23 protein-coding genes are annotated in these 25,513 nt (G+C 66.3%); 9 read left to right on the top strand and 14 right to left on the bottom strand.

Annotated elements, in window-relative coordinates:
- Positions 1-3: 3 nt before the first annotated feature.
- The 6 genes from AABF56_RS32270 to AABF56_RS32295 are packed head-to-tail and all read left to right on the top strand — an operon-like array spanning position 4 to position 7,574.
- Positions 4-840, top strand: a complete 837-nt coding sequence (locus tag AABF56_RS32270; RefSeq protein WP_244770561.1) for an ABC transporter permease — start codon at positions 4-6, stop codon at positions 838-840.
- Positions 837-1,835, top strand: a complete 999-nt coding sequence (locus AABF56_RS32275) for an ABC transporter ATP-binding protein (protein WP_443021350.1) — start codon at positions 837-839, stop codon at positions 1,833-1,835. Before AABF56_RS32270 ends, AABF56_RS32275 begins: the two co-directional genes overlap by 4 nt.
- Positions 1,832-2,866, top strand: a complete 1,035-nt coding sequence (locus AABF56_RS32280; protein WP_272809549.1) for an ABC transporter ATP-binding protein — start codon at positions 1,832-1,834, stop codon at positions 2,864-2,866. Before AABF56_RS32275 ends, AABF56_RS32280 begins: the two co-directional genes overlap by 4 nt.
- On the top strand, positions 2,863-4,122 hold the full coding sequence (locus AABF56_RS32285; protein ID WP_272809548.1) for a CaiB/BaiF CoA transferase family protein: 1,260 nt from the start codon (positions 2,863-2,865) through the stop codon (positions 4,120-4,122). The genes AABF56_RS32280 and AABF56_RS32285 overlap by 4 nt, the downstream gene beginning before the upstream one ends.
- A gap of 43 nt (positions 4,123-4,165) precedes the next feature.
- Positions 4,166-6,118, top strand: a complete 1,953-nt coding sequence (locus AABF56_RS32290; protein WP_272809547.1) for a 3-hydroxyacyl-CoA dehydrogenase NAD-binding domain-containing protein — start codon at positions 4,166-4,168, stop codon at positions 6,116-6,118.
- 19 nt (positions 6,119-6,137) lie between these two features.
- Positions 6,138-7,574: an NAD-dependent succinate-semialdehyde dehydrogenase gene (locus AABF56_RS32295; protein ID WP_272809546.1), complete on the top strand. Its 1,437-nt coding sequence runs from the start codon at positions 6,138-6,140 to the stop codon at positions 7,572-7,574.
- 19 nt (positions 7,575-7,593) lie between these two features.
- Here the strand turns inward: AABF56_RS32295 and AABF56_RS32300 are convergent, their stop codons facing one another.
- The 8 genes from AABF56_RS32300 to AABF56_RS32335 all read right to left on the bottom strand — a co-directional run bounded on the left by AABF56_RS32300 (position 7,594) and on the right by AABF56_RS32335 (position 17,361).
- Positions 7,594-7,875 (bottom strand): cupin domain-containing protein, encoded by a 282-nt coding sequence (locus tag AABF56_RS32300; RefSeq protein WP_272809545.1) that lies wholly within the window; start codon positions 7,873-7,875, stop codon positions 7,594-7,596.
- Positions 7,872-8,504 (bottom strand): class I SAM-dependent methyltransferase, encoded by a 633-nt coding sequence (locus tag AABF56_RS32305; RefSeq protein ID WP_272809544.1) that lies wholly within the window; start codon positions 8,502-8,504, stop codon positions 7,872-7,874. The genes AABF56_RS32300 and AABF56_RS32305 overlap by 4 nt, the downstream gene beginning before the upstream one ends.
- Positions 8,505-8,516: 12 nt before the next feature.
- Entirely contained in the window at positions 8,517-9,779 is a 1,263-nt protein-coding gene (locus tag AABF56_RS32310) for an MFS transporter (RefSeq protein WP_272809543.1), read from the bottom strand.
- 1 nt (position 9,780) lies between these two features.
- Positions 9,781-11,886, bottom strand: a complete 2,106-nt coding sequence (locus AABF56_RS32315; protein ID WP_272809542.1) for a TonB-dependent receptor — start codon at positions 11,884-11,886, stop codon at positions 9,781-9,783.
- Positions 11,887-11,994: 108 nt separating this feature from the next.
- Positions 11,995-12,822, bottom strand: coding sequence for a helix-turn-helix transcriptional regulator (locus AABF56_RS32320; protein ID WP_272809541.1), 828 nt, complete (start codon positions 12,820-12,822; stop codon positions 11,995-11,997).
- 123 nt (positions 12,823-12,945) lie between these two features.
- The gene (locus AABF56_RS32325; RefSeq protein WP_272809540.1) at positions 12,946-14,100 is read right to left on the bottom strand and encodes an FAD-dependent monooxygenase; all 1,155 of its coding nucleotides are present in this window, start codon (positions 14,098-14,100) and stop codon (positions 12,946-12,948) included.
- 10 nt (positions 14,101-14,110) lie between these two features.
- Positions 14,111-16,108, bottom strand: coding sequence for a TonB-dependent receptor (locus AABF56_RS32330; RefSeq protein ID WP_272809539.1), 1,998 nt, complete (start codon positions 16,106-16,108; stop codon positions 14,111-14,113).
- The gene (locus AABF56_RS32335) at positions 16,105-17,361 is read right to left on the bottom strand and encodes an MFS transporter (protein WP_272809538.1); all 1,257 of its coding nucleotides are present in this window, start codon (positions 17,359-17,361) and stop codon (positions 16,105-16,107) included. Before AABF56_RS32335 ends, AABF56_RS32330 begins: the two co-directional genes overlap by 4 nt.
- Before the next feature lie 107 nt (positions 17,362-17,468).
- Between AABF56_RS32335 and AABF56_RS32340 the strand changes: the two genes are divergently transcribed.
- The 3 genes from AABF56_RS32340 to AABF56_RS32350 all read left to right on the top strand — a co-directional run bounded on the left by AABF56_RS32340 (position 17,469) and on the right by AABF56_RS32350 (position 19,965).
- Positions 17,469-18,467 carry a helix-turn-helix transcriptional regulator gene (locus AABF56_RS32340; protein ID WP_272809537.1) on the top strand — a complete coding sequence of 333 codons (999 nt, stop codon included), beginning with the start codon at positions 17,469-17,471 and terminating at the stop codon, positions 18,465-18,467.
- 225 nt (positions 18,468-18,692) lie between these two features.
- Positions 18,693-19,349 carry a pentapeptide repeat-containing protein gene (locus AABF56_RS32345; RefSeq protein WP_272809567.1) on the top strand — a complete coding sequence of 219 codons (657 nt, stop codon included), beginning with the start codon at positions 18,693-18,695 and terminating at the stop codon, positions 19,347-19,349.
- 115 nt (positions 19,350-19,464) lie between these two features.
- Positions 19,465-19,965: a GNAT family N-acetyltransferase gene (locus AABF56_RS32350; protein ID WP_443021347.1), complete on the top strand. Its 501-nt coding sequence runs from the start codon at positions 19,465-19,467 to the stop codon at positions 19,963-19,965.
- Between the two features lie 41 nt (positions 19,966-20,006).
- Here AABF56_RS32350 and AABF56_RS32355 read toward each other — a convergent pair whose 3' ends face one another.
- The 6 genes from AABF56_RS32355 to AABF56_RS32380 form a co-directional block, all read right to left on the bottom strand.
- The gene (locus AABF56_RS32355) at positions 20,007-20,984 is read right to left on the bottom strand and encodes an NAD(P)H-quinone oxidoreductase (protein ID WP_272809536.1); all 978 of its coding nucleotides are present in this window, start codon (positions 20,982-20,984) and stop codon (positions 20,007-20,009) included.
- Positions 20,985-20,998: 14 nt separating this feature from the next.
- Positions 20,999-21,823 carry an ABC transporter substrate-binding protein gene (locus AABF56_RS32360; protein ID WP_272809535.1) on the bottom strand — a complete coding sequence of 275 codons (825 nt, stop codon included), beginning with the start codon at positions 21,821-21,823 and terminating at the stop codon, positions 20,999-21,001.
- A 325-nt stretch (positions 21,824-22,148) separates the two neighbouring features.
- Positions 22,149-23,018 carry a polysaccharide deacetylase family protein gene (locus AABF56_RS32365; protein ID WP_272809534.1) on the bottom strand — a complete coding sequence of 290 codons (870 nt, stop codon included), beginning with the start codon at positions 23,016-23,018 and terminating at the stop codon, positions 22,149-22,151.
- Between the two features lie 12 nt (positions 23,019-23,030).
- Positions 23,031-24,437 (bottom strand): MmgE/PrpD family protein, encoded by a 1,407-nt coding sequence (locus AABF56_RS32370; RefSeq protein ID WP_272809533.1) that lies wholly within the window; start codon positions 24,435-24,437, stop codon positions 23,031-23,033.
- 64 nt (positions 24,438-24,501) lie between these two features.
- Positions 24,502-25,329, bottom strand: coding sequence for an ABC transporter substrate-binding protein (locus AABF56_RS32375; RefSeq protein ID WP_272809532.1), 828 nt, complete (start codon positions 25,327-25,329; stop codon positions 24,502-24,504).
- Between the two features lie 29 nt (positions 25,330-25,358).
- Complete coding sequence (locus tag AABF56_RS32380) at positions 25,359-25,499, bottom strand: hypothetical protein (RefSeq protein WP_338341941.1); 141 nt, start codon at positions 25,497-25,499, stop codon at positions 25,359-25,361.
- Positions 25,500-25,513: the final 14 nt, after the last annotated feature.

Consider the following 25,513-nt stretch of genomic DNA (forward strand, 5'->3'; position numbering starts at 1 on the left):
AACATGATCGCAATGACCCTCGTTCCCCTCCGCCGGCCGGCATGGCTGTCGATCCCGCTGGCGATTGGCATCGCGATCGTGGTCTTCTGGTTCGCCGTCACGCTGCTCGCGCCGCTGATGAGCCCCTATGCGCCGCTCGACATGGTCGGCCGGCGGCTCCAGGCGCCGAGCTGGAGCCATTGGCTGGGAACCGACGCGCTCGGGCGGGACGTCCTCAGCCGGACCCTCTACGGCGCGCAACACTCGATCCCGATCGCCATCGTCGTGGTCGCCCTCTCCGTCACGATCGGGGCCATGCTGGGCGCGATTTCCGGTTATGCCGGCGGCCTGCTCGGTTCGGCGATCATGCGGCTCGTCGACGTCACCCTGTCCTTTCCCCCGATGCTCCTCGCCATGGCCGTCGCGGCCTCGCTGGGTCCCGGCCTTGAGAATGCGACCGTCGCCATGGTGATCGTCTGGTGGCCCGTCTATGCCCGCCTCATGCGCGCGCAGGTTCTGGAAATCCGCGAGCGCGAGCATGTCGAGGCCGCGGTCGCGGCGGGTGCCGGCAAGGGACGTATCCTCTTCAAGCATATCCTGCCGCTCTGTTGGACGCCGGTGCTGATCAGCGCGACGATGGATCTTGGCCAGGTGATCCTTCTTGCCGCATCGCTCAGCTTCATCGGCCTCGGCGCCACGCCGCCGACGCCGGAATGGGGCTCGATGATCTCCGACGGGGCGGCACAGTTCTATTCCTGGTGGGTCGCCCTCGGGCCGGGCCTTGCCATCCTGACCATCGTGCTCGGCTTCAACTTCATCGGCGACGGCCTGCACGACTACTTCGATCCGAAGTCGAAATGAGGCGCACCATGCAACAGGAACCGCTCTTTGCCGTTCGCGACCTTCGCGTCTCCTTCACCCGCCACGGGCAATCGTTCGAGGCCGTGCGCGGCATCAGCCTGCATGTCGACCATGGCGAGGTGCTGGGCATCGTCGGCGAATCGGGTTCCGGCAAGTCGGTCGGCATGCTCTCCGCCCTCGGCCTCCAGCCGAAGACCGCCTCCGTCAGCGGATCGGCCCGGTTCAACGGGCGCGAGCTCGTCGGCATGCCCATGGCGCAGCTGCGCGCGCTGCGCGGATCGCGCATCGCCATGATCTTCCAGGACCCGCTGTCCTCGCTCAATCCGGTCATGACGGTCGGCGCGCAGATCGCCGAAACGATCCGGCTGCACAATGCGGGCGTCTCGAAGCGGGCGGCGATGGACCGCGCCGCCGAACTGCTCGCCCTCGTCGCCATTCCCCAGCCCGACCGCCGCATCCACCAGTTCCCGCATGAATTTTCCGGCGGCATGCGCCAGCGCGTGATGATCGCCATGGCCGTCGCCAACGATCCCGACCTGTTGATCGCCGACGAGCCGACGACCGCCCTCGACGTGACCGTGCAGGCGCAGATCATGGACGTCCTGACGGACCTGCGACGGCGGCTCAATCTCGGCCTCATCCTGATCACCCACGATCTCGGCGTGCTTGCCGGGCATGCCGACAGGGTCGCGGTCGTCTATTCCGGCGAGGTCGTCGAACAGGCGAACGTCGACGCCCTCTTCGCGCGACCGGCCCATCCCTATACGCGGGGCCTCATCGCCTCGATCCCCAACATGGCAGAAGAGAAGGAGCGGCTCTTCTCGATCGACGGCGCGCCGCCGCCCCTCGGCAAACTGCCCGGCGGATGCGCCTTCCACCCCCGCTGTCCGCAGGCGCAGGATATCTGCCGGCATGTGCCGCCGCCGGTCCGCTCGAACGGCGATCATCGGGCGGCCTGCCATTTCGCCACCCTTCCCGTCGGGAGTGCTGCATGACCGGGCCGGAACCCATCCTCTCCGTCAGGGACCTCTCGAAGCGTTTCTCCGTCACCGGCGGCCTGATCTTCGAGCGCGAGATTGCCGAGGTCAATGCGGTGACCGGCGTGTCCTTCGACGTCAAGCCCGGCGAAACACTGGGGCTGGTCGGCGAATCCGGCTGCGGCAAATCCACGCTCGGCCGCTGCATCCTGCGGCTGATCGAGCCCTCCAGCGGGCAGACCCTGTTCCGAGGCCGCGACATCAACGCGGCGAACCCCGCCGAGATGCGCGCCCTGCGCCGCAAGATCCAGCTGGTCTTCCAGGATCCCTATGCATCGCTGCATCCCCGCATGCGGGTGGCCGAAAACATCGCCGAGCCGCTGCGCATCAGCGACCTCTCGCAGGTTCAGCGCAAGGAACGGGTCGCCGAGATGCTCGACCTCGTCCGCCTCAACCCGGAGCACGGCCAGCGCTATCCGCACGAACTGTCCGGCGGCCAGCGCCAGCGCGTGGTGATCGCCCGGGCCCTCGCACTGAAGCCGGAACTGCTCGTGCTCGACGAACCGGTCTCCGCGCTCGACGTCTCCGTGCAGGCGGGCGTGCTCAACCTCCTCAAGGATATCCAGCGGGATTTCGGCACCGCCTATGTCTTCATCGCGCATGATCTGTCCGTCGTGCAGCACATCTCGCACCGGGTGGCCGTCATGTATCTCGGCAAGATCGTCGAGATCGCCGAAAAGCGCCGGCTCTATCGGGCACCGATGCATCCCTATACCCAGGCCCTGATGTCCGCCGTGCCGCTGGCCGACCCCGCGCTCGAGCGCAGCCGCTCGCGCATCGTGCTGAAGGGCGACCTGCCGAGCCCGCTCAATCCGCCGTCCGGGTGTCGCTTCCGCACGCGCTGCCCCATCGCCCAGAAGCTCTGCGCGGAGGTGGAGCCGCCGCTGAACGAACGAGAGGAAGGTCATTCGGTCGCCTGCCACTTTCCGAATGCCATGGAGATCGGTTTGTCGGCCCGTCAGAAGAGCGGGCCTGGAGGAATGGAATGACGCAATTGAAATTGCCGCTCGAGGGCATTCGTGTCCTCGACCTGACGCGCGTTCTTGCGGGGCCATGGACGACCATGAGCCTCGGGGATCTCGGCGCCGAGGTCTGGAAGATCGAGAACATCAAGGGCGGCGACGATACGCGCGCCTGGTCCGTGCCGAACTTCAAGGGGGTCAGCACCTATTATCTGTGCGCCAACCGCGGCAAGCAGAGCATCGCGCTCGACCTGAAGACGCCGGAGGGCCGGCAGATCGTGCTCGATCTCGCGGCCAGGGCCGATGTCGTGGTGGAGAATTTCCGTGCCGGCACTGTCGACCGGCTGGGCATCGGCTACGAGGATATCCGGAAGATCAATTCGGGCATCGTCTACTGCGCGATTTCCGGATACGGTCAGACGGGTCCCGAGCGCGACAGGCCGGGCTACGATTTCATCATGCAGGCGGAAAGCGGCCTGATGTCCATCACGGGCGAGGAGGACGGGCCGCCCAACCGGCTCGGCGTCGCCTTCACCGATGTGGTGGCGGGCATGGTTGCCACCCAGTCGATCCTCGCCGCGCTCTACCAGCGCCGGGATACGGGGAAGGGGCAGTATATCGACGTGGCCCTGCTCGATGCGACGCTCAACCTCCTGATCAATGTCGGAACCGGATATCTCAACGCCGGCGTGGAGCCGGTGCGCTACGGCAACGCGCATCCAACGGTCGTGCCCTACCAGATCTTCAAGGCAAGCGACGGCACCTTCGCGCTTGCCGTCGGCAACGACCGCATGTTCGTCGATTTCTGCGAAAAGGTCATCGGCCGGCCCGACCTTGCCCGCGACCCGCGGTTCGTCACCTCCCACCAGCGCGCCCTGCACAGAGACGAACTGCTGCCGCTCCTCGCGGCGATCATCGGCGACGAGACCTGCGATCACTGGCTTGCCGCCTGCCTTGCGGCGAGCGTGCCGGCCGGACAGGTGAAGTCCGTCTCCGAGGCGCTGCAGAGCCCGAGTGTGACGGAACGGGGCGTCGTGCAGCGTCTTGAACACCCGGAGCTCGGTGTCGTCGCGCTGATCCGCCCCGCCCACGGGCTTGCCGCACAGGCAAATACCGATGCGAAGGCGCCGCCACTTCTCGGCGAGGATACACGCGGCGTGCTGCGCGACGTGCTGGGTTTCGAGGAGGCGCGGATCGAGAGCCTGGCCCTTTCCGGCGTCATCGCCTGCCGAGACATAAGGAGCGCACCTTCGCCGCAGCCCGCCCAAAGCGCGATCGCTTAGGCGTGTGGCTGCGCCATATGAGCCCGCAACATCGGAGAACGAGATGACCGTCAGTGTCGATATCGACGGCGGGGTCGCGATCGTCACGATCGCAAATCCGCCGGTCAATGCCATCAACAGGACCGTACGGGAGCGGCTGCTGTCCCTGGCGCAGGAGTTCGACGGCGACCCCGCGATCCGGGCCGTCGTCCTGACCGGCGGCGGCGCCCTCTTCGTCGCGGGAGCCGATATCGCCGAATTCGACCGGCCGGTGGAACCGCCGTTCCTTCCCGATGTCATCGCGCGCATCGAGCGGGCGGGAAAGCCGTGGATCGCGGCGATCCGCGGTGCGGCGCTCGGCGGAGGCCTGGAACTTGCGCTCGGATGCCGCCTGCGGGTCGCGACCGGAACCGCCCGTTTCGCCCTGCCGGAGGTCAATCTCGGCATCATTCCGGGCGCCGGCGGCACGCAGCGCCTGCCGCGGGTGATCGGTGTCGCCGAGGCGATCCGGGTTGTTGCGGAGAACCACACGGTGGACGCCGCGGAGGCGGTACGGCTCGGGCTGGTCGATGCGCTGATCGAGGAACCGCTGCTGCCGGGCGCCATCGCCTTCGCCCGCGAAGTGCACGAAAAAGCCTTGCCCCCGCCAAGCCTCGATCGTCCGCTGTCCGCGCCCGCGCAAGAGGTCTGGACGGAGGCGGAAAAGAGGATCGCATCGCGCGCGAAGGGCGCGTCGGCGCCCCTGCAGGCGCTGGAGGCCCTGAAATGCGGGATAGAGCAGGGTGCCGAGGCCGGCCTTGCGCGCGAGCGGTCGACTTTCCTTTCGCTGCGCGGGAGCGAGGAGGCGGCTGCCCTCCGCCACCTGTTCTTTGCCGAGCGCGCGGCACTCCGGCCGGCAGACATCCGCGGGATAGCGCCGAGGCCTGTCGCGACGGCGGGCGTCGTCGGTGGCGGAACGATGGGCAGCGGGATCGCCGCGGCGCTTCTCAATGCCGGTCTTTCCGTCGTGCTTGTCGAGCAGGATGCGGCCGGCGTTTCGCGGGCACGCGACACGATCGCGGGCCTCTTCGAGGCGTCCCGGCGCAGGGGGCATATAACCGGCGAAGAGCTGGCCGAGCGGTTAGGCCACCTCGAAACGAGCATCGGCTATGACGGCATGGAGCGGTGCGATCTCGTGATCGAAGCTGTGTTCGAGGACCTCGCCTTCAAGCGCGCCGTCTTCGCCGCGCTGGGACGCATCTGCCGGCCGGATGCGATTCTTGCCACCAACACCTCCTACATCGATCCGCGGCTGATCGCGGAAGGCCTGCCGGGGCCGGAGCGTTTTCTCGGCCTCCATTTCTTCAGCCCGGCGCAGATCATGAAACTCCTGGAGATCGTGCCGACGCCGGAAACGGCGCCGGACGTGCTGGCGACGGGCTTCGACCTTGCCCGCCGCCTCAGCAAGATCCCCGTGCGCGCGGGCATCTGCGACGGGTTCATCGGCAACCGCATCCTCCGCCGGTTCCGGGCGGAAGCGGAAGCACTGGTCCGTGGTGGCGTTCCCATTGCCGCCGTGGATGCGGCGATGCGTGGCTTCGGCTTTGCCATGGGGCCGTTCGAAATGCAGGACATGGCGGGCCTCGACATCGCGTTCCTCCATCGCGAGGCGACCCGCGCGCGGGGCGAGCCCGTGCCGGATCTGCCCGGGGACCTTCTGGTGCGCGCGGGGCGCAAGGGGCAGAAGACCGGCGGCGGCTGGTACGACTATGCGCCCGGTGACCGCCGTCCCCAGCCCTCCGCGGAAGCGGAGCGGATCATCGCGCCGCTCGTAGGGCCGCGAAAGGACATGGCGGGCGAGACGATCGTTGCCAGACTGATGGCCGCGATGGCACAGGAGGGGCAGGCGATCCTTGAAGAAGGCATCGCGGCAAGCGCTGTCGATATCGACCTTGTAGAAGTCCACGGCTATGGCTTTCCGCGGAGACGCGGCGGGCCGATGTTCCAGCTCGGCCGCGCCGATGTGAACCACGCATGATACGAATGAGGATCTTATGATGACGACTTATCCCGACACATTGCTTTTCATCGACGGCGTGTGGCGTCCGGGGACCGGCGGCCGGACCATTCCCGTCCTCAACCCGGCAACGGCCCAGCCGATCGGCACCGTCGCCTGGGCGGATCGTGCGGATCTCGACGAGGCGCTGGCCGCCGTCGAGCGCACCTTCGCGCAGTGGAGCGCGACATCGGCCCATGAGCGCGCGAGGCTGATGCGCCGCGCCGCCGATATCCTGCGCGAGCGGGCGGACGAGATCGCCGTCATGATGACGCTGGAGCAGGGCAAGCCGGTGTCGCAGGCGCGGATGGAGACGCTGGCCGGCGCCGATGTCATCGATTGGTTTGCCGGCGAGGCGCAGCGCGCCTACGGGCAGGTCATCCCCTCCCGTGCGCCGGATGTGCTGCAGATCACCCTGAAGCGGCCCGTCGGGCCGGTTGCCGCCTTCACGCCGTGGAACTTCCCCATCAACCAGGTCGTCCGCAAGCTTTCCGCGGCGCTTGCCGCCGGCTGCACGATCATCGTCAAGGCACCGGAGGAAACCCCGGCATCGCCCGCGGCCCTTATCCGCGCCTTCGCCGATGCAGGTATCCCGGCCGGCGTCATCAATCTCGTCTATGGCGTTCCGGCCGAGATCTCGGAATATCTCATCCCGCACCCGGTCATCCGCAAGATCAGCTTCACCGGATCGACACCGGTCGGCAAGCAGCTTGCCGCGCTCGCCGGCGCGCATATGAAACGCGCCACGATGGAGCTCGGCGGCCATGCGCCGGTCATCGTCGCCGAGGATGCGGACCTTGACCTTGCCGTGAACCTGATGGTCGGCAACAAGTTCCGCAATGCCGGGCAGGTCTGCGTGTCGCCCACGCGCTTCCTCGTGCAGGAGAAGATCGCCGATGCCTTCACCGAGCGGTTCACGGCCGGGGCGAAGGCCGTTCGGGTCGGCAACGGCCTCGATGCCGATATCGAGATGGGGCCGCTGGCGAACGACCGCCGCATCCCGGCGCTGGAAAGCCTGATCGGCGACGCCCTTGAGCATGGTGCGACGCTGAAGACGGGCGGCCGCCGCATCGGCAATGAAGGGTGGTTCTTCGAGCCGACCGTGCTGGCCGACGTGCCGGTGGCGGCACGCATCATGAACGAGGAGCCCTTCGGCCCCGTCGCGGTCGTCAACCGCTTCGGCGATCTCGGCGAGGCGATCAGCGAGGCGAACCGCCTGCCCTACGGCCTTGCCGCCTTCGCCTTCACGCGCAGCAGCGCCACCGCGACGCGGCTCGGCAACGAGGTGGAAGCCGGAATGGTCTCCATCAACCATCTCGGCCTGGCCCTGCCCGAAGTCCCCTTCGGCGGCATCAAGGATTCGGGCCACGGCACGGAGGGAGGAGCAGAAGCGCTGCAGGCCTATCTCGATACCCGCCTGGTGACCCGCAAGGGCTGACGCGCCGATGACCGGGAACTCACATCCTGCCGATGAGAATGAGTCGGCCCGGCTCGATGACGCGGATGGCATGGTCGACGCCGGCCCCGACGACGAGATGATCGCCGGGGCCGCAGGAGAGCGTTTCACCGTTCATGTCGAGTTCGAAACGGCCGGCGATGACGACGGCGAACTCCTCCGTCTCGGCGGCATGTGCCGGGATATCGGCCTCCACCTCCGCGTCGATGACCACCATGTCGCCCAGCCTGCCGGTGATGCGGCCACGGAAGCCCGGCATTTCGATGATGGCATCGTCGCTCATGCCGCGGTCTCCTTGCCGGCGATAAACAGATAGCCGGCGCCGGCGACCTCGCGTGTCTCGATCGGCACCAGACCCGAGGCTTCCGCCCATCCGGCCAGCGCTTCCGGCTCGTCAAAGCGCATGCTCGCGGCCATGCTGGCGGAAAAGCGGGCGATCTGCCGGCGGAAGGCCGGCGGGGACGTGATGAGGGCCAGCCTGCCGCCGGGCTTCAGCACACGCGCCATCTCGGCGAGGCTTTCGGCCGGCCGGGGAAAGAAGAAAAAGGCATTGAGGCAATAGACCTTGTCGACCGTACCCGTCGAGACGGGCAGGGCCGCCGCATCCGCCTCATGCAGGCAGAGCTGCCCCGTGGCGAGCGCCTTGGCGTTGAGACGGCCCGAATTGGCGATCATCTCCGGGCTGTGGTCGACGGCAATCGCCCGACAGCCGCATTTCAGGAGCCGGCGCAGGAAGACGCCGCCACCGCAGCCGACTTCCAGGACGAGATCGCCGCGCGCCGGCGGCAGCCGGCTGAAAGCAAGATCGAAGCCGGTCTTGTGGCCGAAGGGGAAGCGGTAGAGCAGGTAGCCGAGCAGGCCGCCCGGCCGCCGCGCGATGCGGTCGACCATGCCGGAGGAAAGGGTGAACATGAAGGGCCTCGCTTATCGGGTAAGGTGAATGGCGCGGGCAGCGCGCGAAACGAAGAGAAGGGCCAGGACCAAGAGGAGCGCGGCGCCTGCGAAGGTTAGGCCATAACCGGCGCGTCCGACCACCCAGACCACGAGGCCGGCAATCGCCATCTCGCCGAGCACGTTGGCACTTTGCAGCACGGTGACATCCGTGCCCGCCTGTTTTCCGGCGCCGCCAAAGGCCATGATGATCGTCGCGGCAGACACCGCGATGAAGCCGCTCGCGACGGACAGGACGCCGATGGCGAGCAGGACCGAGGACCACCCGGCAGGCAGAATGCCGCCGGCGAGCAGGCTCCAGAGGACAAAGGAGATCGCGGCAAGCGCCATGCCCGCTGCCATGGCGAACCACCGGTTGCGCGCGGTCAGCGCACTGCCGAGCGGGCAGCCGACAAGCAGCATCACAAAACCGCTGAAAGTCGCGACAAGGCCGGTGTCCTGGTTCGACCAGCCCTGATCGACCAGGAAGATCTTGCTGACGCTGAGGCCGCCCGCATGGGCGCCGCCGTAGATGAACGCCAGCGCGAGAAGCAGCCGGATGCCCGGGCGGCGGAATGTATCGGCAAGCCGCGCCCTGTCGCCGTCGCGGGCGGCGGCAGGCCGCGGGGGTTCACGCCAGGAGAGCGCGAGGCCGACCGTCAGGGCAGGGAAGAGGGCGAGCAGCAGAAACACGCCCTGCTGACCGAGCGTGTCGGCGATCATCAGGACCCCGCCGCCACCGACCATGAAACCGGCCATCATGCCGCCGATCTGCAGGGCATTGGCATAGGCGAGGCCACGACCTGCGAGCTGCTCGGCGGCAAGGCCGTCCGTTGCGGTATCCTGCGTGGCGCTGGCGATCGAGCCGAGCGCGAGTGCCACCACCGCGAAAGACAGGCCCTGTCCCTCGAGCGGCAGGAAGGCGAGCACGACCAGGCAGACGGCAAGGATCACCTGCATCGGCACGATCCAGCTCCTGCGCCGGCCGAACCCTGCCTTCCAGTGGTTGTCGACTACGGGTGCCCACAGGAACTTGATGATCCAGGGCAGGCCGGCAAGCGGCACCAGCGCTATGACATCCATCGAGGCGCCGCCCTGGCGCATGAGGACGGGCACGGCCTCCATGGAAAGTCCCATCGGCAGGCCCTGCGTGAAATAGAGCGCACCAATCAGCAGGAAGAAGCGCAGCTGGCCGGTCTCCGCCGGGGTGCCGGTTTGCGGGAGGGCGAGAGGCACGGCATTTTCGTGTCCCGTCATGTCACCACACCTTCGCAAGCGTGATGCCGATCGTGCGGCCCGGCGCGGCGACGCCCATGTCCGTGCCGCTGTAGCTGAAGTAGTTCTTCAAGTAGCGCTCATCCGTCAGGTTCTTGGCCCAGAGACTGGCGCTCCAGCCGTCCTTCGCGACGCTGAGATGGGCATCGACGAGATGCGTCGGCTCCTGCCGGTACGTGTTGTCGGCGGTGAAGGCATAGGAGCTGCGGAACGTATAGTCGATGCCGGCCTTGAGAACGGCGCCGGCCGCAAGCTCGCGTTCGAAGGTCAGGCCGGCGCCGACGCTGTGGCGCGGCGCGAAGGGCAGGTCGTTGCCGGTATAGACCGCTCCCATCACCGTATCGACGAAATCGTCATATCTGGCATGGGTATAGCCATAGCTGGCGCGCAGCCCGATTTCCTCGGTCAGTTGCGCCGTCGCCTCGATCTCCAGGCCTTTCGAGGTCGCGGCCGCGGCATTGCGATAGACGCGGGTGAACGGTGTCGTGTAGATGACCGCCTGCTGGTCCTTCCAGTCGATGTAGAAGAGGGAGGCCGCCAGGGTGAACCGGTCGTCGTCCGAGGTCGCCTTGGTGCCGAGCTCGTAGGAGGTGGTGGTTTCGGGATCATAGCGGTTCGCCGAGCCGTCCGCCTCGATATAGGGACTGATGCCGCCCGACTTGTAGCCGCGGCTGATCTTGGCATAGACCAGATTGCCTTCGGACAGGTGATAGGCAAGGGCCGCTTCCGGCGAGAAGTTGGAGAAGGTGGCGTCGCCTTCCGCCCGGCCCGGCGTACCGAACATGGAGCTGCCGCTCGACGAGGAGATCTCGCTCGTCGTCGATTTGCGGTCGAGGGTGTAGCGCCCGCCGGCCGAAACCTCCCATTCCGGCGTCAGGAAATAGCTCGCCTCGCCGAAGACCGAGACCGTGTCGGCCGACTGTTCGAAGACATCGCGGCTCCACAGATCACGCGGGAAGGTGGCAAGATCGAAGTATTGCGTGCCTTCGAAGCGCTCATGCATGTAGAAAAGGCCGCCGCTCCAGCGAAAGACATCGTCGTTCAGCGAGGAGAGGCGGAGCTCTTGGCTGAACTGGCGCTGCGTCTCCTCCTGCGCCTGGCCGATATAGGGCGTCGCAGTGAAGTCGCCGTCGAGATAGCTGCGCATTTCATGGCCGCGCAGGGCAGTGACCGAGGTCAGTTGCATGGTCTCGAAGTCATGATCGATGCGCATGGAGACCCCACCGCTGTCCACGCGGTTCTCCGGCTCGAAGTCGTGCGTCGCCTTGTGGTCGAAGGCAAGCGGCAGGGGTGCGTACCAGAGCCCGCCATCGCTGCGGTCGCGCGTGTAGTCGCCGGTGATCTTGATCCGCGTGCCGTCGCCCACCTGCCCGGTCGCGACCACGCGGCCGGAGAAGAAATCGGTATCGCTGACATCCTCTCCCGTGACGAGGTTTTCGATATAGCCGCGATTACCGCTCCAGGCGCCGGAGGCGCGCACCGCCCAGTCCGTTCCCTCGATCGGCGTCTCGAAGGCCGCCTTGAAGCGGCTGTCGAGATCCGTGCCGATCGTCGCGGAAAATTCGCCGCCGGCCGTGTCGCCCGGCATGCGCGAGATCAGGTTGATCGCGCCGCCGATCGTGTTCTTGCCGTAGAGCGTCGCCTGCGAGCCGCGCACGACCTCGACCCGCTCCAGATCTTCCAGGATGAAGGGATAGCCCATCGGCCGCGCGAGGTAGACGTCATCGAGAAACATGCCAACCGCCGGCTGCCGGTCGACGCCGCCGGCAATGCCGAGCGACGTGACGCCGCGGATACTGACCGGGCCGCCCTGGCCGTTGAAGAGCACGTTCGGTGCCTTGAAGGCCGCATCCTCCATCGTGTCCGTCTGCCCCTTGCCGAGCGCATCGGCGGGAATGGCCGTGACCGCCACCGGGGCGCTCTGGATTTTCTCCTCGCGCCGGCGGGCCGTGACGACGATCTGCTCCAGGACCGTCGCCCCGGCGGACGCGGTTCCGTCTGCCGCCCGCTCCTGGGCTGCAAGCGAGCCGGCATCCATGGCTGTCGCAAGGACGGCGGCATGCAGGACGACGTGGCGTTTCTTATTCATGATCAAATCCCTCATGTTTGTGAGGGTCTTCGCATGCGGCCGGCCGGTGGCACAATTGCGCGACCGTTCGGGATCGCGGCAAAGACGTTCGGGAATCGGACTATCGGGTCAGCGCGCCCTGCCGGCGATGGTGGTGGGTGCCACGCCGAAGCGGCGGCGGAACTCGGTGGCGAAATGCTGCGGCTGGTAGCCGACCTGACGGGCAACGTGGGTAATCGACGTTTCGCCGCCCTCAAGCATCAGCCGGGCGGCATCCAGCCGGCTCGCCTTGACGAAGCCATAGACGGTGGTGCCGAACAGCGCCTGGAAGCCGGCCCCCAGCTTCTTCGCATTCGTGCCCACCCGGCGGGCCAGCTCCGGTACGCTCGGCGGCGCGGCGAGTTCGGCCAGGAGGATGCTGCGCGCCTCGTGCAGCCGGGCGATGTCGCGGGCCGACCATCCGCCGGGATCGCAAACATGATCCGGCATGGTGGCGTCGTCGAGCACATGGGCGACCATCTCCATCGCCTTGCCGGTCATGTAGAGACGGCGGGCAGGCCCCCGCAGCGGGCAGCCGAGCATCTGCCAGGCGATCGTCCGGGCCGCTTCCGGCAGGGCGGGGCGGGGATCGGGCGTCTTGCGCGCGATGAGCGCCAGCGTATCGCCGCCGATCAGCGGTTCGGCCATTTCCGCCTCGATCTGCACGAAGACGGCTGCGACGCTGCCGTCACGCAGGACGACATGGCGCGTCGCGACATTGTCGCTGGTGGAGAAGATCGTGCCGCCGCCGCCCTCCCAGCGATGTTCGCCGAACCCCTCCTGCTGGACCGAAAGGCTGCCTTCCAGCAGCGTTCCGAGCCAGTGGCCGGGCGGCGTTGTGCTTTCCCAGACCATTTCCCGCCGTACGCTCGATGTCTCCAGGAAAATGTTGAGGCCACAGGCGCGGATGATCTCCACGGCATTCTCCGCAGGCACGAGCAGCATCGCGGCCGGCGGGCGGCCGGCTTCCGCGTGTATCGGTTTCGACCGGAGAACGATCACAATATATGAATTTGTTAGTCAAGTTATTTGTGCACCTGTTCAGTCGAGCGCCAGCAATGGCGCGGCCAGCCGGCTGGACGTGAACCGGATGAGGGGCCGCGAGAGCATGACCGGCAGGATCCAGGACTGCAGGCGCATGCCGAACGTGCTCTGCGGGATGTAGTGCCCGCCGATCTTGCGGGATACGGACTGCATCCGCGTCACGAGCGGCCGCATCCGGGCCTCATAGCTCTCAAGGGCTTCCGTGTGGTTCTTGCGCGCGAGCTCGGCGGCAAGGATGTAGGCGCCGGCCATCGCGGTGGACGTGCCCTGGCCGGCAAGGAACGTCAGGCACCAGGCGGCGTCTCCGAGCAACGCGATCCGGCCCTTCGACCATTTCGGGACCTCGATCTGGGCGACCGTGTCGAAGAAGGCCTGGTCCCAGTCGATGGCCGATGTGAGCGCGGAGGCCACCGGCTCCGGCCAATGGCCGAACTCCTTTTGCAGCACGGCGCGCCGTGCCTCCGGATCGAGCCGGCCGGTCCGCGCGTCGCGCCAACAGAAGAGCGTGGCGGCGGTACCGTCGCCGACGGCGTAAAGGCCGCCCTGATGGTCGACGTCCATCATGCCGACGAAGCTTGCCCCGAGAGGTTTGCCGAGCGGCACGCGCCAGGCGCTGGCGCGGTAGCCGAGCGGCCGGAGAAATTCGTCGTGCGGGCCGAAGGCAAGGGCGCGGACCGCGCTGCGGTAACCATCCGCGCCGACGACGAGATCGAAGCGCTCGCTGCTGCCATCGGAGAAGGTGGCGTCGACACCGCCCCCGTCGTCCTCAAGTGCCGTGACGGTCGTCTCGTAGCGGATCGGGCACCTGCCTTCGACGGCATCGGTCAGGATCTCGTGGAAATCGCTCCGCATGATGGCGAGAAGCCGCCCCTCCGCCGCCTTCGCCAGCGTGCGGTAGTCATAGGAAAAGAGCTTTCGGCCGCGCCGGTCGAGATGATGGGCGGGGCCGAGCGGCATGGCCTTCGCCCGAAAGGCCTCGACGAGACCGAGCCGTTCGGCGACCTGCCAGCCGTTGATGTGCAACCCGATGGAATAGCCGCCGGTACGGCCACGGGCGGCCTTTTCCACGACGACCGGTTCGATGCCGTGCCGCAGCAGGCAGGCGGCGAAGGTCAGGCCTGCGGGCCCGCCGCCGACGATGAGGATACGCATGCCGGGCTCCTCAGAACGTCATGTTGATGCGGCCGCCGATCGTGCGCCCCTGCCCGAGCTGGTAGAGGTTGCCGAGACCGGGATACTGGAAGCCATAGGTCGTATAGGTCTTGTCGAAGACGTTCGTCACGAAGGCCTCGGCGGTGACCTTGTCGTCCAGCTCCCACTTGACGCCGAGATCCAGCAGCGCATAGCCCTTCTGGCCGATCGTGTTCGTCTCGTCGAAATAGTGTTCGCTGACATAGGTGAGGCCGGCATAGGGAACCAGCGCACCGCGACCGCTTTCCAGCTCGAAGCGATAGTCAAGCAGGAGGTTGGCGGTGAACTCCGGGGCATAGGGCACGGTGTTGCCGGTGAAGTCCGTGCCCGGCGTCACGGGATTGTCGTAGTCCGTAAAGCGCGTGTGGTTATAGGCAAGGCCCGCGGTGATGCCGAATTCCTCCGTGGGTTTCGCGCGGACCTTGAGGTCGATGCCCTTTGCCGTCACCTCGCCGACATTCTGGAGGTACTGCCACGGCTGCACGTCGACGAACATCTGGTAGTCCTTGGTGACGTTGTAATAGGCGGAAAGCTGCACCTCCAGCAGGCCTGCCTCGTCACGGTATTTGAGCCCCACCTCGCCATTGTAGGTGTGCTGCGGATCATAGGTGAAGGCGTTGTTGGCGGACGTCACGTTGCGGGTGAAGCCGCCGGCCTTGAAGCCGGTGCTGAGAAGACCATAGACGCGCCATTCGTCAGACAGGCCGTAGCTCGCGCCGAGTTTCGGCGAGAGGGCGGTGAACGCGTTGTCGCCGTTGAAATTCACGCCGCCCACCGCCTCGGCGGTCGCGCGCTCGTAATCGAGGCGCAGGCCGGGCGATATGTCGAGGCGGTCGGTGGCGTGCCAGGTCACATCGCCGAAAAGCGCATAGGAGTCGATCTTCTGCCGCGACGTCTGGTTGGCGATGGGCACGGTCCGCGTGAAGTCGAGATGCTGGTAGTAGAGGCCGGCCACATAATCGACGGGGCTGCCCTGATCGGGGTTGGAGGCGATGCGCAGCTCCTGGCTCAGCGTCCACTGCTTCTCCGGCGTGTAGGTGCCGAAGACCGTACGGTCGAGAGCGCTCTTCTGGTAGCCGGTCAGCGCCGTGACGGTGGCAAAGCCGAGATCGTAGGCGGCATTGATGCCAAGGTTCCAGGTGTCGAGATCGTATTCCGATGGCGCATCGAAGGCGATGCGGTCGTTCAGCATCGATTCCAGGACGAAATACTCCTCGGTCGAGGAGACATGGCCGCGGCCGGCGCTGACAGTCACGTCCCAGGGGCTTTCTGTCGGAGCATAACGGAGGCGGACCTGCCCGTTGACGTCCCTCGTGCCGCCGACATCCGCACCGGTCGTGGTCGTGTACATATCCTTGGTGTCCAGCAACGAAAGGCTCGCATCGCCGTAGAGCACATCCTCGATCAGCGGCGTGCTGGCATGGAAGGTGCCGCCGCCGCCTTCATTCGTCAGGTTGGCGTCGAAGTCGAACCGCGCCTCGTTGTCCGGCTTGCGGGTGACGATGTTGATGACGCCGCCGATCGCACCACGGCCATACAGCGAGCCCTGCGGACCATAGAGCAGCTCGACGCTTTCAAGGCCGCCGGGCAGTGCGCGAGTCAGGTTGAAGCTGTCCTGTGGCAGGCCGTCGACATAGACCTGAGTGCTCGGATTGTAGAAATCGAGCGAGGCCTGGCCGCGTATGGTGAAGTTGGCATAAGCGCGGCTGGAGCGCGAGCGGATGTTGACGTCCGGGAAGATGCGGTCGAGATCGGCGACGGTATCGATGTCGCTTGACAGAAGCACGTCCGTATCGGCGATATCGGCCGTGGACGGCAGCAGGAAATAGTCTTCGCTGCGCTTGGTGGCCGTGATGATGATCGGCTCGAGCGTCGATGCCGCGGCAACGTCCTGCGCCACCGCGCTGTAAGGCGAGAGGCTGGCGGCGAGGGCGAGAAAGGAGACGCCGGACAGGCTGTGACGCATCATGGTTCCGATACCTTTTCTGGAAGTGCGAGGCCCTGCGCCATCCGGGCGGAGGCGCCGAGCGTACGGGGAGCGAGGAGAATGGCGGCGAGGATGAGGACCGCCGAGGCGGCGAACAGCCAGCCATAGCCGAAGGCGCTGCCGAGCAGGCCGGCAACGGAGGACGCAGCAATGGCAAGGATCGCGTCGATGCTCTGGAGCACGGCGAAGTCCGTCGCCGTCTGTTCCGGATTGCACCAGTTCATCATGGCCGCATAGAGCGCGACGAAGGAAAAGGCGACGGCCCCGACCTGCACGAGCAGGAGGCCGAGGGCGAGCATCGGCGTGGCCGATCCGGTAAATTCGGCAAGGCCGAGCGCTGCGAGCAGAAGGACATTGAGCATGGCCGCGATCACGATCGACCGCGGGATGCCCGCCGCCTGCACGAGGAGAGCACCGAGCGAGGAGGCGATGAAGCCGGCGACCGCGCCACCTGCGCCGCGCAGGAGGCCGATCGTGTCGAGCGCAATGCCCTTGTCGACCAGATAGGGTCCGGTGAGCGCCGATCCCATGCGAAGGCCGACCTGGTACACCACGAGGAAGGCCAGGCCGTGCATCAGGGCGCGGTTCGTGATCGTCCGCCTGAGGCCCGCCATGCGGCTGGTCGAAGCCATCTTGCTCCTCGGGGCCGCAACGCCGCCGGACAGGAAGACCGGAATGGTCAGCAGACAGACGAAGCCGGCCATGGCGGCCATGGAAACCGCCCAGCCGGCATGCTGGTAGACGACGAGCCAGAGACCGCCGCCGATGAGGAAACCGAGATAGGCGCCGGCCGTCGAGGCCCCGCTGGCAAGCCCGCGGGATTCGGCATCGGAAGCCCGGACTGCTAGGGAATCGGTCGCGACATCCTGCGTCGCGGCGAAGAAACCCATGACGAGCAGCACCACGGCAAGGGCGCCCATATGGATCTGCGGCGGCAGCGCTGTGGCAGCAAGGAAACACAGGATGATGCCGAGCTGGCAGGAAAGGATCCAGATGCGCTCGCTCAGGAAGCGGTCGATCAGCGGCGCCCACAGGAACTTCAACGCCCAGGGCAGGAACAGCACGGCCAGATAGCCGATCTGATCGAGCGGCAAGCCGGCATCCCGCAGCACCACGGGCAGCGCGGTCTGTACCATCGAGCCGGTGACCGACTGAGCGGCGTAGAGGCCGGCCAGCAGGCCCAGCACGGCCCAGCTCGCCGAGCGTCCGGCGAAATTCACAACAGCAGTCGACATCAACCCTCACAATGCATTTCGCGACCTCACTAGGCCGATGCGCAAAACTTGACTATTGTAATCAGGTTCAGTGATATTGCGATCCGGTCCATTATTTGGTGAGGCAGATGAATCTCCGTGTGGAACAGCGCGTTCTAGCGCAGTCCGATCAGGACGACGTGGTCGTGCTTGGCCCGAGCCCTGCCGACCCGACCTTTTCCGCCACCTCGACGGACGGCGCCTACAAGATCCTCGGCGTGCGGCCGGGCCTCACGATCTCCGTCTTCGACATGGTGATCGGGGCCGATTTCGTCGGCCGCTTCGCAACGGAGCCCTGTGTCGCGATCGATTTCCTCTTCGAGGCGTCGGGACAGGGATGGCTGCTGGGAAGCGACGCCGAGCAACGGCTGTCATCTATCCCCTACCGGCCGGGCCGCATCTACATCATGGCCGCGCCGCACGGGGCCCTCGGCCTCTATGACGTGCCCGTGGGCACCCGCTTCAAGGGCATGGACATCCGGGTCGACATCAGCCTCTGGCAGAGGCTCGGCGCCGGCGACCTCCTTACCGATCTCGACGAGAACCACGCCCTGCACATGGCGTCCGGCAACGGCACCTGGGTCGGCGTTCTGCCCGTGCCACCGAATCTGCTCGCCGTCGCGCGCGCGCTCTTCGACAGCGCCATGGTGGAGGGGGACGACCTCGCCTTCGAGGCCCGCGCCCTCGACATCATCAATGCCTCCATCGCCGCGATGCGCCGCACGCAGCCGGCCCAGACGATCCCGCCGCGCGACCGCCGCCCGCTCCAGCGTGCCCGCGACCTGCTGGTCGACGAACTCGCCCGTCCCTGGACGCTCGACGAACTGGCCCGCGAGGTCGGCCTGACGCAGAAGCGATTGAAGTCCGGCTTCAAGAGCCTCTATGGCTTCGCCGTCTACACCTTCCTCAAGGAGCAGCGGCTTCTGGAAGCCCGCCGCCTGATCGAACGGGGGGAAATGAACGTCACCCAGGCGGCAATTGCCGTCGGCTACAGCAATCCGAGCCATTTTTCCCAGCTCTTCCTCCGCCGCTTCGGCATGCAGCCATCCCGCGCGCTTGCCGCTCGCCTCGAAGACGGGGAGGCGTGACGAAGGTCACTCCGTGGGGCAAAGGCGATGTGGAGATACCCAAACCCCGGCAGCAAGCGAATACCCGATCCGGCGTCCATATATGCGGTTGGCTGATGACATTCGGATTCTGATCGCCATATTTAAGGTGCGGTCGGATTGGAAAATGTCTTTGCAACGGGAGTGACGTCGGTGAGCGGACTGCGGAAGGGTATGCTTTTGGGTTTCGTCGCGGCATGTCTGGCGATGACCGTGGGCCTTCCTCTCGGTCATGCCGACGCCGCGGATTGCCGGGCGGACCCCGCGCCCGAGGTTGATTGGAGCGCCTGCAGCAAGAAGAACCTGATGCTGGGCGGCAGCGACTTCACCGGCGCCAATTTCCGCGATGCCGATCTGAGCTACACCGACATGCGCGATACGAACCTGACGGAGGCCGTCCTGGAGAAGGCGACCCTGATCCGGGCCTGGTTCAACGGTGCCCGTCTGAACAAGGCGAATTTCGCAAGGGTCGAAGCCTATCGATCCAACCTGCAGAATGTCGTTGCGCAGGGAGCCTCGTTTGCATCCGCAGAACTTCAGCGCGCCGCGTTCAATGGCGCCGACCTGCGCTACGCGAATTTCGAGAAGGCCGACCTCAGCCGCGCGTCCTTCGACCAGGCGATCCTCTCGGGCGCGAGCTTTGCCTATGCGAACCTTTCTCGTGCCGATCTGAGCAAGGCGAGCGTGGAAGGAACGGTCGGCTTCGACAGGGCGTTCATGCTGCTGACGCGGATCGAGAGCCTGGATCTTTCCCGCGCGACCGGCCTCGACCAGTCCCAAATCGACATTGCCTGCGGCGACACCGCGACGCGGCTTCCGAAAGGCCTCAAGACGCCGGCGACCTGGCCTTGCCCGAGGGACTGAGACGTCTCGTCTCCACTCACACGTTTCGCGATAGGATCGTCCGGCTCAGACGCTCGCGAACCTTTGGCCGTTCGCCTCCGCCATTTCTGGTATAGAAGAGCGCGGGATGCGCAGGATGCAGTCGATCGATATCAGGACGCACATGAAAACCGAAACACGCTTTTTCTTGCAGGACGACCCGGCGCTGCCCAGGCTGGCTGCATTGATGCAGGAAATGCAGACGCATTACGGGGTCTATTGTCCGTCACACGAAGAGATCATTGCTGGACTGGCGCGCCGCCCGCCCGCAGCGGAAATCCTCCTTTGCGAGGATGAAGAGGCCGTGCTGGGATTTGCCGCATTTTCCGCGATCTATCCCGGCCCCGGCCTGAAGCCGGGCATCTTCCTGAAAGAGCTTTACGTTTCAAACGCGCAGCGCGAGCGTGGCATCGGCAAGACGCTGATGCGGGCGCTGGCCCGCATTGCATCGAGCCGCGGCCTTTCCCGCATCGACTGGACGGCGGATTCGTCCGACCTGCGTCTCGTTGCCTTCTATGAGCGCCTCGGTGGCGCGCCCAAACCGGAAAAGCTGTTCTTCCGCCTGGAGGACGAGGCACTCGAGGCGCTTGCGGATTAATGCCGGGAACGGGCGCTGCCCCGCCAAGGGGCAGTGCCTGGTTATGCGGTCAGGAGGATTTTCCCGACATGGCCGCCGCTCTCCATATAGGCATGCGCTGCCCGTGCCTCCTGCAAAGGGACGGTCCGGTCGATCACCGGCGCGACCCGGCCGTTTTCCAGGAGAGGCCAGAGATCGCGGCGCACGCCCGCGACGATCCGCGCCTTCTCGGCGAGCGGTCGGTCGCGCAGCGAGGTGGTGAACAGCGAAGCGCGAAGACCCATCATCTGGCCGAGATTGATCTCCGCCGATCGTCCCCCCTGAAGACCGATCATCGCGATGCGGCCGTCATGCGCCAGCGCGGAGATGTTCCGTGAGAGATAAGGCGCTCCCATATTGTCCAGGATGACATCCACGCCCCTGCCGCCGGTTTCCGCCCGAACGACGGCAACGAAATCCTCGTTGCGGTAGGAGATCGCCCGGTCGGCGCCGAAGGCGCGGCAGCGCGACAGCTTCGCCTCTCCACCCGCGGTGGCGAAGACACGGCAGCCCATGGCGCGGGCCGTCTGGATGGCGAAGGAACCGATGCCACCGGCACCACCATGGACGAGCACGGTTTCGCCGGGCCGAAGCCGGGCGATATCGAGAAGATTGGACCAGACCGTGCAGGCAGCCTCGGGAAGCCCGGCCGCGGCGATCGGATCGACATTGGCGGGAAGCGGCAGGAGCTGTGCCGCAGGCACCGCCACCTGCTCCGCATACGCCCCGCCGGCGACCAGCGCACAGACCCGTTCTCCGACCTGCCAGCCCTCGACGCCGTCGCCCAGTTCGACGATCGTGCCGGAGCATTCGATGCCGAGGATCAGGGGCAGCGGAATTCCAAGGCTGTAGGTGCCCCGACGCTGGAGCAGATCGGAATAATTGAGGGCGGCGGCCGCAACGGCGATCACCACCTCTCCCGGTGCTGCGCGAGGTGTTTCCACCTCGCGCCACTCCAGGACATCCGGGCCGCCTGTGCGCGGCAGCAAGATCGCGTGCATCGATCGTCCTCCGCTCACTGGCCCGCGTCGATCTTGGTGGAGGTCATCGCCCATTTCTCCAGGCCGTGTTTCTTGAGAATCTCGGTATAGGTGCCGTCGGCGATCAGCGCGTTGATCGCCTTGGCGACGGCGTCCCTTGTCGCCACGTCGTCCTTCTTGAAGGCAAGCCCGAAGAGGCTGGTCAGCAGCGGCTCGCCGACGAGCGCATAGGTATCCGGCTCGTCGCGCATCAGGTGGACGACGAATTCCGGGCCGAGCACGCCGGCATCGAGGCGGCCCTGCTTCAGGTCGAGGCGCGTTGCCGTGGCGCCGTTCGTGCCGTTGACGATCATGGCCGGCTTGCCCGCCGCGACGCAGTTCTCGTCACTCCACTTCTTCGCCTCGGGGAAGTAACTGGTGAAGCTCGGCGCGCCGACGCGCTGGCCGCACAGGTCGAGATTCGTCTTCAGCGTCTCGGCCTTGTCCTTGAGCGTGAAGGGCTGCGCGCCCGTGACGAGATAGTCGACGAAGGTCATCTTCTCGCGGCGCTTGGGAAGATCGCTGATCGCGGCGCCGATCATGTCGATGCGGCCGGTTTCCACCGAGGTCATCAGCTGCTCGAAGCCCATCTCCTCCCACTGCACATCGATGCCGAGTTTCTTTCCGATAGCGGTCACCAGGTCGATGTTGAGGCCGATGCGTTCGTTGGTCGCCGTATCGCGATAGGCCATGGGCGGATAGCTGGATTCGATGCCGACGACCAGACGACCCTTGTCCTTGAGGGCCTGCGGCATGGCAATGTCCTCGGCGCCGGCCGTGGCAGGAAGGGTGATGGCGGCCGCGAGGGCCAGGGCTTTCAAAATTGCGTTTCGTTTCGACATGTTCATCCCTCTGATGGTGGTTGACGTTGGTCCGGCCGGTGCACGGGTCCGCTCTTCCAGAGAGGCTGGCGGCCCCATGCCGATGCGGCAGGGCGTGGCGGGATCTTCCTCGGTCCCGCCTAGCTAGTTACTTGTTTTTATTGCGGTTCCAAGGTTGGCAGAGTTCTGCCGGCGATCAAACGCAAATATCGGCTAAGGCTATGAGGAAAACGACTAGGGCCAGGATGCACAAACGCGATTGCCCGCAGGAAAGCACGTCGGGCTTTCCTGCGGGTCGACTTGCCGGCAGCGCGTGACCGGTCTTCTAGGCCGGTGCGGTGCTGGCTTCGTAATGCGCCAGGATCTCGGCGCCTGTCGCGATCCAGACGTCGTCGCGCGCGGCGATCTCGGCGAGGAAATCGTGGAGGATCCGCCAGCGCATCGGCCGGCCGGAAACTTGCGGATGCAGGACCAGGGTGCTCACTCCGCCCCATTCGTGGGTGCCGGCGAATTCTTCCCGCCAGAGGGGCAGGATGGCGTCCCTGCCGAAGAGCGGGCGGCCGTCCAGGCGGCTGGTGATACCGAAGTTCCAGTCGTCGAACGCATAGTTGACCGGAATTTCCACGGGGCCGGGCCGGCCGTCGGCCAGCTTGTGGCGATAGGGGCGGATATCGTCGCGGAAGGAGCTGGAATAGCGCAGGCCGCGTTCGGAGAGGTAGGCGAGCAGCTCCGGGAAATTCTCGCCGGACGGGGCCCGGTAGCCGACGGGCGTGACGCCAAGGCGGGATTTCAGCGCGGCCAGCCCGCGGTCGATCTCCTCCCTGGCCTCATCCAGCTTGTTGCGGTCCGGGCATTTGTGCAGGTAACCGTGATGGGCGATCTCATGTCCGGCCCTGACGATCGGCTCGCAGGCCGCCGTATGGGCCTCGGCGGTCCAGCCGGGAATGAAGAAGGTTGCCTTGAGGTTCAGCACGTCCATGAGGTCGAGGATCTTGGCGATCCCCACGCGCGCGTCGTAGCCACCCAGCGAGGTTGTCACCATCCGGTCGACATTGGCGTGGTTGTTGCCGATCCAGGCGGTTTCGGCATCGACGTCGAAGCCGATGAACAGCGCGCTCTTCTTGCCGTGCGGCCAGTCGAAATGCGGTGCGGGTGGCGCCGGGTTGAGCGGCCGGGGGCTGAGATCATATGTCATGAAACCTCCTCTTCAGGCAAAGACCGGCGGCTCGGGCTCCGCCGATACCAGCAGTTCGGGCAGGCCGCGGCAGTCGTCCTGCCGTTCCAGCGTCTCGACGAAGGCCGCAAGACCGGCAACGGGGGCGACGGGCAGCGCCATCGACGCGAGACTGTCGAACTTGGCGCGGATGGCCGCATCGGTCATGGGGCGTTCGCTGGAGCCGGTGGCACGCGGCACCATGGCGGTCCTGCTGTTGCCATCCGCGAAGGTGACGGTCACCTCGGGTTCGGCCATCTGCGGCATGTCCCGGTCGGGATGAAGCCGGATGCGGCCGAGCGCATCGACGATGCGCGGGTCGCTGCGCGCGGCGGCGGAATACTGCTCGAGATCGACGCGGCCGAAGACCGAGAGTGCGGCCAGCGCGTAGCCGAGGCTCATCTGGGCGCCTGCCAGCGTTTCCAGCCGCGCCCGGCCGCACATGTCCATCAGGAAAGGGCTTAGCCTCAACTCGATTTTCACGACATCGGCAGCGGCACGGCCTGTGTCGGTGAGGATATCGCGAACGGCGTCGATGGCGGAATGGGCGCCGCGGCAGGCGGCATAAGGCTTCAGCGAGGCCCGCTCGATCTTCCAGGCCGAGCCGAGACCCGCGGAAAACTCCTCCGGCCGGCCCGCATCGCGCACGAAGGAACGGAAGAAGCCACCCCAGACATCCTCGAAGACCTGCGCGGGGCCGGAAAAGCCGGCAGCGGCGAGATCGGCAGCAAGCAGGCCGCCCTCGGCGGCCCGGCCGGCATGCACCTTCTTCGCCTGGCTGCCGTCGTGGTTGAAGGCCCACAGGCCGGAAGAGAAACTGGTCGCCAGCGTCACGGCCTGACGAAACAGTGCACTGTCGTAACCGCGCAGCCGGGCGACCGCGGCAGCCGACGCCAGCGTGCCGCAGGTGCCGGTGGAGTGCCAGCCCGCGCCATTATGGGCGCCGTAACCGCCCGAGGCATCCAGCACGCGCCGGCCGACCTCGTATCCGGCGGTCAGCGCGCAGATGAGATCGCCGCCGGAGACCGGCGCAGGGCAGGAGGGCAGGGCAGCCAGCAGCGCCGGCAACACGACGGCGCCGGTGTGGTCGCAGCCGCCGGAATCATCGAGCTCGAAGACATGGGCGGCAACGCCGTTGACAAGCGCCGCATCGCGCGGGGCCGTCCGCTCGGACGAGGCCAGAAGCGGCGTCTGCCCGCCGGGTGCGGCGAGCGCCCGCATCCTGCGGAATTCGGCGGATCGGGTGCCGGCGAGTGCGGCACCGAGCGTATCGAGAAGGTGAGATTTCGTGCGGGCGACGATCCGGCCGGGCAGGTCGGCAGGGGCCAGCCTGGCGCAGAATTCGGCAAGCGCCTCGACATGCGGCAACGCCGGCAGGCCGCCTCGGGCAGCATCGGACATCATGACATCCTCATTGGGGCAGGCGGGGAGAACGGCCCGGCAGGCGCGCCGGGCCGTTCTCCGATCACTTCGCGGCTTCGCCGTTGATCATCACGCCGTCCAGCGTGCTGCCGGCAAGGTCGTATTTCTCGAAGATGGCCTTATATTCCCCCGAGGCCATGATGGCCTTCAGCGCGCCGGCGATGGCGTCGCGCAGCTCCGGCGTCTGCTTGGAGAAACCGATGCCCTGATAGACTTCCGTGAAGGGCTCGCCGACGATGGCGTAGGTGTCCTTCTCGAGCGTCAGCAGGTAAGGCAGGGTTTCCGAGCCCTGCACCGCGCCGTCGAGGCGGCCCTGCTTGAGCTGCGTGCGGGCGTCAGCCGAGCCTTCCGTGCCGACGATGTTCAGCGCCGGCTTGCCGTTCGCCTCGCAATTTGCCGCGCTCCACTTGGCGGCTTCGTCCGGGAAGGAGGTGCGGCGGCTCATGCCGACGGTCTTGCCGCAGAAGTCGGTGAGGGTCTTGAACTCGTCCTTGCGCTTGGCCGAGGTGTAGAACTGCGCGCCGGACCGCATGTAGTCGACGAAGTCCATGGTCTCGCGGCGGGCCGGCAGGTCGCTCATGCCGCTCAGCACGAGATCGACGCGGCCGGTGTTGAGCGAGGAGACCATCTGCTCGAAGCCGATCTCGGACCATTCGATTTCCGTGTCGAGCTGTTTTGCCAGCGCCTTGCCGAGGTCGATATCGACACCGACGAGTTCGTTCGTCGCCGGGTCGCGATACTCCATCGGCGGATAGTTCGGCGTGTTGGCGACGATCAGCTTGCCGGCGGTCTTGTACTTTTCCGGCAGATCCTGCGCATGTGCGGTCATGGCGAAGAGGCAGGCCGAAGCGGCCAGAATTGCTTTTTGCATTGTGGTTCCCATCCTGTCGGTTCTTGCGGTTATCGTTGCACGGCCTTGAGGAAATCAGCGGTGCGGGGGTTGTCGGGTTGGGTCAGGACCCGCGCCGAGGGGCCGTGCTCGATCAGCCGCCCGCCATCCATGAAGGCGACGGTGTTGCTGACGTTGCGGGCAAAGCCCATTTCGTGGGTGACGA

The organism is Shinella sp. WSC3-e (assembly GCF_945994535.1).
Taxonomy (GTDB): Bacteria; Pseudomonadota; Alphaproteobacteria; order Rhizobiales; family Rhizobiaceae; genus Shinella; species Shinella yambaruensis.